General features: G+C 57.8%; 11 protein-coding genes. 2 read left to right on the top strand and 9 right to left on the bottom strand.

The window, feature by feature from the left end:
• Positions 1-79: 79 nt before the first annotated feature.
• From PHX60_RS09030 to PHX60_RS08990, 9 genes are all read right to left on the bottom strand, one after another.
• On the bottom strand, positions 80-2,899 hold the full coding sequence (locus PHX60_RS09030; protein ID WP_300076913.1) for an EAL domain-containing protein: 2,820 nt from the start codon (positions 2,897-2,899) through the stop codon (positions 80-82).
• A 75-nt stretch (positions 2,900-2,974) separates the two neighbouring features.
• Entirely contained in the window at positions 2,975-4,081 is a 1,107-nt protein-coding gene (locus tag PHX60_RS09025) for an NAD(P)/FAD-dependent oxidoreductase (protein ID WP_300076911.1), read from the bottom strand.
• A gap of 36 nt (positions 4,082-4,117) precedes the next feature.
• Positions 4,118-4,447 (bottom strand): ferredoxin FdxA, encoded by a 330-nt coding sequence (gene fdxA / locus PHX60_RS09020; RefSeq protein WP_300076909.1) that lies wholly within the window; start codon positions 4,445-4,447, stop codon positions 4,118-4,120.
• Between the two features lie 113 nt (positions 4,448-4,560).
• Entirely contained in the window at positions 4,561-5,889 is a 1,329-nt protein-coding gene (locus tag PHX60_RS09015) for a GTP-binding protein (protein ID WP_300076907.1), read from the bottom strand.
• Positions 5,889-6,821 (bottom strand): sulfate adenylyltransferase subunit CysD, encoded by a 933-nt coding sequence (gene cysD / locus PHX60_RS09010; protein ID WP_300076905.1) that lies wholly within the window; start codon positions 6,819-6,821, stop codon positions 5,889-5,891. Before cysD ends, PHX60_RS09015 begins: the two co-directional genes overlap by 1 nt.
• A 13-nt stretch (positions 6,822-6,834) precedes the next feature.
• On the bottom strand, positions 6,835-7,596 hold the full coding sequence (locus tag PHX60_RS09005) for a phosphoadenylyl-sulfate reductase (protein ID WP_300076903.1): 762 nt from the start codon (positions 7,594-7,596) through the stop codon (positions 6,835-6,837).
• Entirely contained in the window at positions 7,593-7,982 is a 390-nt protein-coding gene (locus PHX60_RS09000; RefSeq protein ID WP_300076902.1) for a DUF934 domain-containing protein, read from the bottom strand. The genes PHX60_RS09005 and PHX60_RS09000 overlap by 4 nt, the downstream gene beginning before the upstream one ends.
• Before the next feature lie 25 nt (positions 7,983-8,007).
• The gene (locus tag PHX60_RS08995; RefSeq protein WP_300076900.1) at positions 8,008-9,780 is read right to left on the bottom strand and encodes a nitrite/sulfite reductase; all 1,773 of its coding nucleotides are present in this window, start codon (positions 9,778-9,780) and stop codon (positions 8,008-8,010) included.
• A gap of 10 nt (positions 9,781-9,790) precedes the next feature.
• Positions 9,791-10,594, bottom strand: a complete 804-nt coding sequence (locus PHX60_RS08990; protein WP_300076898.1) for a sulfite exporter TauE/SafE family protein — start codon at positions 10,592-10,594, stop codon at positions 9,791-9,793.
• Between the two features lie 235 nt (positions 10,595-10,829).
• On the opposite strand from PHX60_RS08990, the gene PHX60_RS08985 reads away from it, so the two are divergent.
• Both PHX60_RS08985 and PHX60_RS08980 read left to right on the top strand, forming a co-directional pair.
• Positions 10,830-12,536: an electron transfer flavoprotein-ubiquinone oxidoreductase gene (locus PHX60_RS08985; protein ID WP_300076897.1), complete on the top strand. Its 1,707-nt coding sequence runs from the start codon at positions 10,830-10,832 to the stop codon at positions 12,534-12,536.
• Between the two features lie 69 nt (positions 12,537-12,605).
• The gene (locus PHX60_RS08980) at positions 12,606-13,571 is read left to right on the top strand and encodes an ABC transporter substrate-binding protein (RefSeq protein WP_300076896.1); all 966 of its coding nucleotides are present in this window, start codon (positions 12,606-12,608) and stop codon (positions 13,569-13,571) included.
• The last annotated feature ends 7 nt before the right edge of the window (positions 13,572-13,578 follow it).

The raw sequence follows: 13,578 nt of genomic DNA, 5'->3' as shown, positions 1-13,578 counted from the left end.
CTAATAGAAAAACAATAAGGTAACAGAAAACGATAGAAAGTTACAATTATCTATGCTCAAGGTTATCCCTTAATTCTCCTTAAAGTTCCAGCTCGCGCACGGTACGGGGTTTGCTAAACAAATAGCCTTGGTAGGTATGGCAGCCGTTGCGGGCCAGGCTGTCGCACTGTTCTTGGGTTTCTACACCCTCGGCAATCACTTGCAGCCCTAGGCTATCGGCCAAGGTCACGATGGTACGCACAATGGCTACGGCGCGTGGCTCCGAGACCAAATCGCGGACAAAACTGCCATCAATTTTGAGTTGGCTTAAAGGCAAGCGGCGCAAGTAGGCCAGCGACGAGTAGCCCGTGCCAAAATCGTCTAAAGAAAAGCCCACGCCATGCTGCTTGAGTGCTGTCATTTTGGTGATGGCATCTTGCGGGTTGTCGAGCAGCAGGCTCTCCGTGAGTTCGAGCTTGAGCCGCTGGGGCGGCGCTCCGGTGCTGGCCAAGGTGTCCAGCACCTGCTGCACAAAATCGGCTTGGTGCAATTGGCGGCCACTGACATTGACCGCGAGTGTCAGGTGGGCATGGGCTGGGTCTTGCGCCCAGCGTGCCAACTGCTCGCAGGCCGCTTGCAGCACCCACTGGCCCAGCGGCAAAATGAGGCCACTTTCTTCGGCCAGCGGAATAAACTCGGCGGGCGAGACTATGCCGTGGTGTGGATGTTGCCAGCGCACCAAGGCTTCTGCGCCCAAAATATGGCCAAGATGGTTGACTTGCGGCTGGTAGAGTAAAAACAACTGCTGCTGTTGCAAACCGGTACGCAGGTCTTTTTCCAGGGCCACCCGTTTGACCACCGCATCGTGCATTTGCGGGTCAAAAAAGCGCACCGTATGACGCCCAGCTTCTTTGGCTTGGTACATGGCCAAATCGGCGTGTTTCATCAAATCTTCAGCGCTGGCTTGGGCATCGGTAAACAGCACCACGCCAATGCTGCACGAGCTTTTTATCTCGTTGTTGTCTAAGATGTACGGGTGATGGACTACATGCAAAATTTTCTTGGCAATGGCATCGGCTTGGGTGGCGGCTTCGTCAATGTACGGACTGAGTTCTTCTAACAGAATGACAAACTCATCGCCCCCTAAGCGTGCTACGGTGTCACCAGCACGCACCGTTCTGAGCAAGCGTTGGGCCACTTCTTGCAACAAAATGTCGCCTTTGTCGTGGCCTTGGGTGTCGTTAATCAGCTTAAAGTGGTCTAAATCTATAAACATCAACGCCGCTTGGCGGCCCGTGCGGCGGCTGGTGATGAGGGCTTGTTGCAAGCGGTCAAGGAGCAAGCGGCGGTTGGGCAGCTGTGTCAGGGCATCGTAATAGGCCAGATGGCGGATTTCTTCTTCGGCGGCTTTGCGCTGGGTGATGTCGGTCAGGGTGCTGACATAGTGGGTCACTTGGCCATCTTCGGTTTTGACGGCGGTAATGGTCTGCCATTCGGGCGCGACGGTACCATCTTTGCAGCGATTCCAAATTTCGCCAGACCAAGTGCCCGTGTTGAGCAAAGCTTGCTGCATTTGCAGGTAAAAAGCATCGTCGTGGCGATTGGACTTCAGTAGGGAGGGGCTTTTACCAATTACTTCTTCGGCACTGTAGCCCGTGATGCTGGTAAAAGAGTGGTTGACGCGCAAAATAATGCCCTGCGGGTCCGTAACAAAAATGCCCTCTTGGGACTCAAAAGCAATGGCGGCAATCCGCAAATCGGCTTGGGCTTTTTCCAGCTCTTGGTGGTAACGATTGAATAATTTTTTAGACCAGCGCGAAAAAATCAACGACCCCATGACACCCAAGGTAGCAACCGCCAACATGACCAAAGCCAAGCGCAGCCGGTTGTCTGCATCACCTTGTCGATGGGATTGGGTTTCGGCGCGCAGGGTCGATTGCAGCTCGTCGTTGAACATCGAGGTTACCAGCACCCAGTCCCACGGGCCATAGCTACTGACCAAGGCCGTTTTGCGCCCCAACGTGCGCTGCGTGCTGCCTGGCTCTTGGCGCGGCCAGTCGTATTCGACAAAACCCCCACCGGCTTGGGCCGTGGCCAATAATTTTTGCAGGGCCTTTTTTTCGTCTGCTGCCATTTGCTCGGGCAGCTGGCCTTCGAGGGCCGGGTTGTTGGGACTGAGAAGCGAGCGGCCATTGCGCTCTAGCAATCCAATCGAGCCACTAGAGCCAAAACGCAGGCCGCGCAGGCGCTGCATGGCTTCTTGTTTTTGTCGGTCTTCCCATTCATAGAGGTAGTCGCCGGTGCCAAGGAGCCAGTTGTAGGGGGCAAACAGGCGCACATAGACAATTTTTTCGGCCATGACTTTGGGGGCATCGGGCCGATACCAGCGGTAACGCGAAAAACCTTCGCCTCGGGGTTTGCGTGCGGCTTCTATCAGGCCGCGCATGATGTAGTGCCCGGTATCGTCGCGGTTGTCTATACCTGCACGGCCTTCGTATTGGGGGGCGGTGGGCAAGAGGATGAAGCGGCCATCCAAGTCATCAATGAAAAAATAACCCCGCCCTTCAAAGAAGCGCGCCGGGCGCAAGGCTTCACGTATCAGCTGTTGTACCTCGGCGGCAGGGCGGTGGGGCGATTCGCGCGCATAGATGGATTCGACAATCTGCATCGCGGTGTCCACTTGCTCGACCGCGCTTTGGCGCAATACGGTCTCGGTGCGCTGGCGCAAAAACTCCAAGTAATCGACCGCCGAGCGCATTTCGCTGGTGAGGCGCGCTTGCTGCTGCTGGAGGATGACTTTTTCGATGCGCTCTAAGGAGGCACGATGGTCTTGTACGCTTTGCCAAGAAAAAAACCCCGCCATTGCCAGTGTCACAACCAGCAATAGGCTCAGTGTCCCGATGAGATGCAATCGGGGCATGGTGGTTTCATTGACAGACAAAGACATGCACCCAAAATATGAACAAAAAGAAGGTGCGCTGATTCTAGGCTGCTTCTAGGGCAAGGAACCAGTGGGCTTTTGGTAGGCTGCGGATTTGTAGGCCGTCTCTAACAAGCCCAAGCGTTGTTGCAGCCGGGTGCTGCTGCTGGTGTATTCGAGCGGCAGGGTTTGGCCGCTAAGGTATTCGGCGGCAGCAAAAGCGGCCAAGGTGGCCTCGTGGAAGCCACACACCAGCAATTTACGCTTGCCGGGGTAGGTCACGATGTCGCCCACGGCGTAAATGCCGGGGCTGCTGGTGGCAAAAGTGGCGGTATTGACTTCGATTTGTTTGCGCTCTAGCGCCAAGCCCCAATCGGCCAGCGGCCCCAAGCGCGGCACCAGCCCCAGTTTGACCAGCAGCACATCGACGGGCAGCTGTTGCGTTTGCCCATTTGGGGTCAGGAGGGTTAGTGCGCGCAGTTGTTGGGTGTCTGGGTGGATGTCTAGGCCGGTGACTTGGCCAATGGCGACCTGCACTTGGCCTTGTTGGCGCAGGCTGTGCAGCTGCTCTAGCATATCGGGCGGAGCCTCAAAGGCATCGCGCCGGTGGTGCAAGGTGATGCTGCTGGGGCGCTGTGCTGCTGGCAAGCTGGCGACTTCTATCACCTGCGCCACGGCGGTCTCGCCGCCGCCATGAATCACCACCTGCCGCCCAGCCAGCATGTCCGCTGTGTTGAATGCGTAAAAAATTTGCTGGCCCACAAACGGCTCTAAGCCCGCCAGCGCCAGCGGGCGCGGCATAAAGGCCCCCACGCCAGCGGCAATGAATACGGTGCGCGCCAGCAAGCGCGTGCCTTGGGCGGTAGTGACTTCAAAACGGCCATCGGCTTGTCGGGCTAGGCTACTGACCAACTGGCCCAAGTGCCACTGCGGCGCGAAGGGGGCGCATTGCTCTACCAGCCGTTGCACCAATTCATGGCCGTTGCAAGTAGGCAGTGCTGGAATATCGTAGATGGCCTTATCACCGTAGAGTTGGGCGCATTGGCCACCCAACGCGGGCAAGGCATCAATCACATGGGCCTGCAAACCTTGCAAGCCCAATTGGAACACTTGGAACAGGCCGACCGGCCCTGCCCCAATCACGACTGCATCGGTGAGGAGGTCCTGAGCGCGGGCGGGCATGGTAGCGGCGCTTTAGCGGTGGGCTAGGGCACCGCCTTAGCGTGCCAGCTCTTTGATTTTGCCGGGCTGGCCGTTCCAGGCATCGGCATCGGGCAGGGCGGCTTTGCGCTTGGTGATGGCTTTCCAGCCGGGCGCGTTGGTTAAATCGGCATTGATTTTGATAAAGGCCAATTCAGCCGGGGGCAGGTCTTCTTCGGCAAAGATGGCGTTGGCCGGGCACTCGGGCACGCAGACGGCGCAATCGATGCACTCGTCTGGGTTGATGACCAGCATATTGGGGCCTTCAACGAAGCAGTCCACCGGGCACACGTCCACGCAATCGGTGTATTTGCACTTGATGCAGTTTTCGGAAACAACGTGGGTCATGAGATTTTTTTGTGGGAACGGTGAAAAGCCGCAATTTTAGAAGTTTTCACCGCCAAAGGGAAAAAGAAAGCCCCCCAGTGCTGGGGGGAGGCCGTAGAGAATGGCGCGAACGATTAATTCACCAGCACCGCCGCAGCCGTTTTGTGGCTGGCGGTATCCACCAAAATCAAGGAGCCTAGTACCCGTGCCTGTGCGAACGGCGCGGCGGGCAAGGCTTCTTGTAGCAGCAACTCGACATGGCCGATGGCGTTGGGTTCTAGCTGGGTCGCATCTTCCTCGGCCAAGGTATTGATGTTGAGTTTGTGTACCACGCGGCGCACCTTGGCCTTGACCCAACGGTGGCCGTGCAGTGCCAAGTAAGTGCGGCCTGCCACCAGAGGCTCGTCGTCCATCCAAGCGATGGTGGTGGAGAGTTCTTTGCGGCCCGGCCACGGGCTGACGCTGGCGGGGGTGTCAAAGTCGTCTTCGGCCACCGCAGCGGCCACCGGGGCAGCCACAATCCAGTCGCCACGCGATACATCCACTTCGCGGTCGAGGGTGATACCGGCACTCAAGCCAGCGGCCACGCTACCGGGTTGGCGTGCATGGTCAATCACTTGGGCCACCACGGCCTTTTGCCCGCTGGGGAAAATCTGCACTTCGGTGCCCACCGCCACCTTGCCCGCTGCCACCCGGCCCCAGAACACGCGCCGCCCTTGGGTAGTCACAGCCGAGTCGTGGAACTTTTCTACCCATTGCACCGGAAAGGCCAAAGGTAAATTGGTATCGGTGGGGGTGTTGGGCAGTTGCTCCAGAATTTCCAACAGTGTCGGGCCGGTGTAGCTGCACCAGCCGGGTTGGGCATCCACCACGTTCCAACCTTTCAGGGCTGAGACGGGCACGGTGGTATGTACGTCAATGCCCGCAGCAGCGCTAAAAGCATCTAAAGCGGCGCTGATGTGTTTCCAAGCCAAAGCTGGGTCGGCCACTGCATCAAGTTTATTGACGGCAAACACCAGCGAATGCACGCGCAGCAAATGCACTAACAGGCTGTGGCGGCGCGTTTGTGGCAGCAGTTCTAACTGTGGGTTTTGCCAGTCGAGTTTGGTGGCATCGACCAGCACCACGGCGGCATCGGCGCTGCTGGCGGCTGTGACCATGTTGCGCGTGTATTGTTCGTGGCCGGGGGCATCGCCAATGATGAATTTGCGCGTCTCGGTGGCAAAGTAGCGATAGGCCACATCAATCGTAATGCCTTGTTCGCGTTCCGCCGATAGACCATCGGTCAGCAGGGCCAAGTCGGTTTCGCCGCCGCGTGTCACGCCAGCCAAGTGGTCTTGCAACACGGCTTTGCTGTCCACCAGCAGACGGCCAATCAGGGTGCTTTTGCCATCATCCACACTGCCGCAGGTGATAAAGCGCAGCGCGGAAATGTGGTCATTGGTATTGTCGGGGGTTGTCATCAGAAGTATCCGTCTTTCTTGCGCTTTTCCATCGAGGCATCACTGGTTTTGTCGTCCATGCGGGTCGCACCGCGTTCGCTCACATCGGCGGCCAAGGTTTCAATGACGATTTCACCGGGGGTGGCGGCAGTGCTTTCTACCGGGCAGGTGCAGGTAATATCGCCCACGGTGCGAAAGCGCACATCGCGCAGCAGCACTTCTTCGCCGTCCTTGGGGGGGGTCAATTCGGTGACGGGCACGAGTAAGCCTCGGCGGTCAATGACTTGGCGTTGGTGGGTGTAGTAAATGCTAGGCAGGGCGATGGCTTCGCGCTCGATGTATTGCCACACATCCAATTCTGTCCAGTTGCTGATGGGGAACACGCGGAAATGCTCGCCCGGTTGCAGGCGGGTGTTGAACAGCGTCCACAACTCAGGCCGCTGGGCCTTGGGTTGCCATTGGCCGAAGCTGTCGCGGTGGCTAAAAATGCGCTCTTTGGCGCGGGCTTTTTCTTCGTCGCGGCGTGCGCCACCCATCAGGGCATCGAAGCGAAATTCTTCAATCGCTTCGAGCAGCGTGACCGATTGGTGCACGTTGCGCGATTCGCCGGGGTGGGCCAAACGCACGGTGCCACGCGCCATCGAGTCTTCCACGTTACGCACAATCAGTTCTGCGCCCAGTTCTTTGGCACGGAAATCGCGGAAATCGGTCACTTCGGGGAAGTTGTGGCCGGTGTCAATCATCAACAGCGGGTAGGGGATGCGGCCAGCGCCAAAGGCTTTCTCGGCGCATTTGAGCATTACCAGCGAGTCTTTACCACCCGAAAATAACAGCGCTGGGCGCTCAAAGGCGGCAGCCACTTCGCGCAGGATGAAGATGGTTTCTTCTTCCAGCGCATCCAAATGGCGGTTGCTGAGGTGGCTCAGCGTGGAGGTGTCGATACGGGCATTCATAAGGCTTTTCCAATCAACTCTTGACGTGCAGGCCGCATTCTTTGGCGGCTTCATCTTCCCACCACCAACGGCCAGAGCGGAAATCCTCGCCCAAGCTGATGGCACGGGTGCAGGGGGCGCAGCCGATGCTGGGATAGAACTGGTCGTGCAGCGGGTTGTAGTCCACACCATTTTCAGCGATGTAGTGCCACACGTCGCCCAGCGTCCAGTCGGCCAGCGGGTTGAACTTGGTCAAGCCTTTGCTGGCCACTTCGGCGGTGTCTATTTGCGGTACCTCGGCACGGGCGTTGGATTGCTCGCGTCGCAGGCCGGTAATCCAAGCTTGTTTACCGGCCAAGGCGCGGGCCAAGGGTTCCATTTTGCGAATCTGGCAGCAGGCTTTACGCAATTCAATGCTACGGTACATGGCATCTTGGCCGTTTTGCCGGATGAATTGAATCACCGCAGCAAATTCGGGCTTATAGACGACGATGGGCGCGCGCGAGTGCGCTTGCGTGCGCTCTAACAGCGCCAGCGTTTCGGTGTGCAGTGCGCCGGTTTCTAGCACGAACACCGGAATATCCAAGGCCAAAGCATTGATGAGGTGGGTAATCACCACATCTTCGGCCCCCAAGCTAGAGGCTTGCGTGACGGCACCGGGTGCGCCCAAAGCGGCCGCTTGGCGCAACAGGGCGCGGGTCTGCTCCAATTTGGTCGCAAAATCGGCGCTGGGGCGGGCATGGACGGTGGTGGCTTTGGCGGGCGCACCGCGTGAAAGCAAACTGCTGCTCATCAAGGCTCCAAGGCAAAAATGGGTTTGGTTTGTAGTGCATCGGCTTGGTAAAAGCCTTGGAAACGCTCAAATTGGCGCTGTGCGTCGCCAGCATCTACCCCTGCTTTCAGTACGGCCGAGCTAAAACCAGTGCGCTGCATTTGTACCAACTGGTCAATCAGCACATCACCCGTGGCGCGGATGTCGCCCGTAAAGCCCCGGCGACGCCGCAGCAAGTAGGCTTGGCTGAAGGCCCGTCCATCAGTAAAGGCGGGAAAATGCAGGTCAATGCGTGTCACGCCGTCTAGGGGCAACTCTAAGGCGTTGGCATCGTTCGCCAAAGCTACCACGCTGGTGTCGCCTTCGGTGGGGGGGGTGTGGCTGCTAGCAGCCAAAATTTGGAAGTTCATAGGGCAATCATCCTCCACGGTCGGTTTAGGCGGCTACCGGAATGCGTACTGCATTGGCAGCTTGTTTGAAAGCATCCAAGCCAATGCGGCGCACGGTATCGACAAAATGTTCGTTCGGCTGGCGCTGGTCGCGGTAGGTAGTCAATATGGCTTCCATCACATCGGGCACTTCGGCGGCTGAGAACGATGGCCCAATCACTTTACCGGCTACCGCTGCACCAGACAGGTGCGAGCCATCGGAGCCACCCAAGGTGATTTGATACCACTCTTTGCCGTCTTTATCCACACCCAAGATGCCGATATGGCCGCTGTGGTGGTGGCCGCACGAGTTAATGCAGCCGCTGATGTGCAGGTCAATCTCACCGATGTCGTCCAGCTCGTCCAAATCTTGGTAGCGCTGGGTGATGGCCTCGGCAATGGGCAAGCTGCGTGCATTGGCCAAGGCGCAGAAATCGCCACCGGGGCAGGCAATCATGTCGGTCAGCAGTTGCACGTTGGCACTGGCCAGCCCCAAGGCTTTGGCTTCTTGCCACAAAGCAAACAGTTGGCTGCCATGTACCCAAGGCAGCAGCACGTTTTGGTCGTGCGTGACGCGGGCTTCGCCGGCCGAGTATTTATCGACCAGCGCGGCCAAGGCATCCAATTGGTCGGCAGTAGCATCGCCGGGCGCTTGGCCGACACGCTTGAACGACAAGGTGACGGCGCGCAGTTGGGGGTTTTGGTGGGCGTGGACGTTGCGTGCCAACCAACGGCCAAAGGCGGGGTGTTCGGCTGCTTGGGTTTGCAGTTGCTGGCTCAGGGTTGCTGGGTCCACAGCGGGTACATCGGCCAAGACGGGCGGCACAAAGCAGGCCGCTACGCGGTCCAATTCGGCTTGTGGAATGGTGTGGGGGCCACCGTCTATTTCCACAATTTGGCGGAATTCCTCTTCCACTGCATCAAAGTAGCTTTGGCCTTCGGCCTTGACCAAAATTTTGATGCGGGCCTTGTATTTGTTGTCGCGGCGGCCTTGCTCGTTATAAACGCGCACAATCGCCTCGATGTAGTTCATGATTTGGTTCCACGGCAGGAACTCACGAATCACGCTGCTGGTGATGGGGGTGCGGCCCATGCCACCACCGACCGATACTTTAAAGCCGACTTCGCCCGCTGCATTTTTTACCAGTTGCAGGCCTACATCGTGCCAAGCGCTGGCGGCGCGGTCTTCGGTAGCGCCGGTAATGGCAATTTTGAATTTGCGCGGCAAAAAGGCAAACTCGGGGTGCAGGGTCGTCCACTGGCGGATGATTTCGGCATAGGGGCGTGGGTCGAGCACTTCATCTACGGCAATACCGGCCAGCGCATCGGTGGTGGTGTTGCGGATGCAATTGCCGCTGGTTTGGATGCCGTGCATATCGACACTGGCCAGCAAGTCCATCACATCGGCAGCTTTGGACAGTGGAATCCAGTTGAATTGCACATTGGTGCGCGTGGTGAAGTGGGCGCAGTTTTTCGGCAGAAAGGTGGTGCCCAGCTTGCCTTGGCCAGTCATGGCTTCTTGGAACACAGCAGCCTCGGGCGTATCGTAGTCGCGGGCGATGGTGGCCAGCACGCGCAATTGGCAGCTGGCAATCTCGCCATAAGGCACGGCCACGCGCAACATGGGGGCGTAGCGTTGCACGTACCAGCCGTTTTGCAAGCGCAGTGGGCGAAAATCGTCTTCGCTCAGTTTGCCTGCTTGCCAGCGCTCTAATTGGTCGCGGAATTGGTCGGCGCGCAGGCGCACGAACTGTCGGTCAAAGTCGGTATATTGGTACATAAAACAACACTCAAATCAAAACCAGTTTGGCACCCGCCCAAGCGAGCAACACAGAAAGCGCCGAGCGAATCAAGCGCTCTGGGGCGCGCGAAACCAAGCGCGAACCTACCCAGATGCCCGGCAAGGAGCCAGCCAGCAGCAGCGCCAGCAAACTCCAATCTACTGAACCCAGCGAGGCATGGCCCAAACCGGCCACCAGCGTCAGTGGCACGGCATAGGCGATATCGGCACCAATCACCCGGGGCAGCGGCAGCAGTGGATAAACCAACAACAGCACCGTCACGCCCACAGCCCCCGCGCCCACCGAAGTAAACGTCACCAGCGTGCCAATCACCGCGCCCAGCAGCACCGGCAAACTCCAATGGCGTGGCTGCGTGGCTAATTCTGGATTGGCCAGCCGTTTGGCATGGTCAGTGACTTGTTTGGCGTGCGAAAAAGCAAACACCTTGTACAGCGTGGCAGCGGCTGTGAGCAACAGGGCCACGCCCAAAGTGGTGGTCATAATGTGTTGTGCTTGGCTGCTGGCGGGGCCAAGGTAGTTCAACAGCCACAGCGAAGCGAAAGCCGCCGGGATACTACCGGCGCACAACATCCCGACCACGCGCCAAGGCACCAAGCGCTGGCGCGCCAAACTCACGGTACCGCCCATTTTGGTAAAGGCGGCAAACAGCAAATCGGTGCCAATCGCCATGTGGGGCTTGATGCCAAAGAAAAAAATCAGAATCGGGGTCATGAGCGAGCCGCCGCCCACGCCGGTCAGGCCCACAATCAGCCCAACGGCAAACCCGGCAAAAACAAAGGCGAAATCGTGCATAGCGGCGAATGTAGCGGGGCTTCATATAAAAGCAAACTATTGTTTTGTGCTTCTTATATACTTAAAAACATATATAAAACAAATACTGGCACAAGGCCCAAAAAGAAGCCCTGCGCTGGCTTGACCAATTGCAAGCACCGCATAAAATCTTTTATTCGCTTTACGTTTACGTCAATCGTCAGCAAGCCGTCAGGTTTTCTGCTTTTTGTCCTCCCCTATTGAACGAGAAATTTTGATGACCCCTGAAGAAATCCTGGCCGAATACGGCCCCCGCGAGGCGATGGAGTACGACGTGGTCGTGGTGGGCGGTGGTCCCGCTGGGCTGTCCACGGCCATCCGTCTGAAACAGTTGGCCGCAGAAAAAGGCCAAGATGTCTCGGTGGTGGTGTTAGAAAAAGGGTCTGAGCCGGGCGCGCATATCCTGTCGGGAGCCATCATGGACCCCAAAGCCCTGAACGAGCTGCTTCCCAATTGGAAAGAGTTGGGCGCACCACTCAACCAGCCCGTGACCGAAGATGCGATGATCTTCTTGGGGGAAAAATCGTCTTTCCGCACTCCAGACTTTTTGTTGCCGCAGTGCTTCCAGAACCACGGCAACTACATCGTTAGCTTGGGCAACGTCACGCGCTGGCTGGGGCAACAGGCGGAAAACTTGGGTGTAGAGATTTTCCCCGGCTTTGCCGCCGCCGAGGTGTTGTACCACGACGATGGCTCGGTCAAAGGTGTGGCCACCGGCAACATGGGTATCAGCAAAGAAGGTGAACCCACGGGCGACTTTCAACTGGGCATGGAGCTGCACGCCAAATACACCATTTTTGCCGAAGGCGCGCGCGGTCATTTGGGCAAACAGGTGATTGCCAAGTTCCAATTGGATGCTGGATGCGACCCCCAAACCTATGGCATCGGCATCAAAGAGCTGTGGGAGATTGACCCCCAACGCCACCAGCCCGGCTTTGTCATGCACACCGCTGGTTGGCCGATGGACAGCAACACTTATGGCGGCTCCTTCCTGTATCACATGGAAGACAACAAGGTCACGCTGGGCTTTATCACCGGCTTGGATTACAGCAACCCTTACCTTAGCCCGTTTGAAGAATTTCAGCGCTGGAAAACGCACCCCAATATCCGTTACTACCTAGAGGGCGATGCGGAAAAGGGTATCAAACCGGCCAAGCGCATCAGCTATGGCGCACGTGCCATCACGGCGGGTGGTTTGCTGTCCTTGCCCAAAACGGTGTTCCCCGGTGGCGCTTTGGTCGGTTGCGATGCCGGTTATTTGAATGTGAGCCGTATCAAAGGCAGCCATGCTGCCATCAAAACCGGCATGTTGGCCGCCGAAGCCGCCTATGAAGCGCTGGTTGCTGGCCGCCAACACGATGAGTTAAGCGCCTACCCACGCGCCTTTGAAAATAGCTGGCTGCACACTGAGCTGAACAAGGCACGCAACTTCAAGGCGTGGTTCAAGAAGGGCCTGACCGTAGGCACCGTGATGAACGGGCTAGAGCAATTTTTGCTCAAGGGCAACATCCCCTGGACGCTGCACCGCGACAAGCCCGACCATGCTTACCTCAAGCCAGCGTCAGAATGCGCCCCGATTGACTACCCCAAGCCCGACGGCAAACTGACCTTTGACCGGCTCTCCAGCGTGTTTATCAGCAACACCAACCACGCCGAAAACCAACCCGCCCATTTAACCTTGAAAGATGCCAGCGTGCCCGTAGGTGTCAATCTGGCAAAATTCGCTGGCCCCGAGGCGCGCTATTGCCCGGCGGGTGTCTATGAGTTTGTACCCGATGAAGCCAAGGGCGGCGCGGCGCAGCGTTTGCAAATTAACGCGCAAAATTGCGTGCATTGCAAAACCTGCGACATCAAAGACCCAACGCAAAACATCGTCTGGGTCACGCCCGAAGGCGGCGGTGGTCCCAACTACTCTGGCATGTAAACCAACGCTGGCGCTTTGCGCCGTTTAGGCCTGCGATGCAGGCCATGTCTATTTTGGAGATTTTGCCTCATGAAAAAATTGCCTTGGATGGCTTTCGGTGCTATGGCGTTGGCGGTAGCAGCAGTGGCCCCGGCCAGCGCTCAACAAAAATCGGTGGCTGTTACGGCCATTGTTGAGCATCCGGCCTTGGATGCCGTGCGCGATGGAGTGCAAGCTGCGCTCAAAGAAGCTGGTTTTGAAGCCGGTAAAAACCTAAAGTGGCAATACCAAAGTGCCCAAGGCAATACCGGCACAGCGGCGCAGATTGGGCGCAAATTTATTGGCGACCAGCCCGATGCCATCGTAGCCATTGCCACCCCCTCGGCCCAAGCCGTGGTAGCCGCCAGCAAAACCGTGCCCGTGGTGTTTTCTGCCGTAACCGACCCCGTAGCAGCCAAGTTGCTTGCCAGTTGGGAGCCTTCCAAAACCAACGTCACTGGGGTGTCGGATTTGTTGGCGCTAGACAAGCAAATGGACTTGGTCAAGCAGGTGGTGCCCGGTGCCAAGCGCGTCGGCATGGTCTATAACCCCGGCGAGGCCAACTCGGTGGTGGTGGTCAAGCAATTGCAGGCGCTGCTGCCCAAGTTGGGCATGACGCTGGTGGAGGCGGCAGCACCGCGCTCGGTCGATGTGGGCAGCGCGGCGCGTAGCTTAGTTGGCAAGGTGGATGTGATTTATACCAACACCGACAACAACGTGGTCTCGGCCTACGAGGCGCTGGTCAAAGTGGGCCAAGAAGCCAAGCTGCCGCTGGTGGCCTCGGACACCGATAGCGTCAAGCGTGGCGCGGTGGCGGCCTTGGGTATCAACTACCGCGATTTGGGCGAACAAACTGGCCGCATGGTAGCGCGCATCCTCAAGGGCGAGAAGCCCGGCGACATCAAACCCGAAACCAGTACCAAGGTAGAGCTGTACGTCAACCCCGGTGCCGCAGAGAAGCAGGGCGTGAAGCTGTCGGATGCGCTCATCAAGTCCGCAGCGCAAGTTGTAAAATAATTTAACA

It is taken from the genome of Giesbergeria sp. (assembly GCF_028686475.1).
Taxonomy (GTDB): Bacteria; Pseudomonadota; Gammaproteobacteria; order Burkholderiales; family Burkholderiaceae_C; genus Simplicispira.
This window is presented reverse-complemented; position numbering and strand designations above follow the sequence as displayed.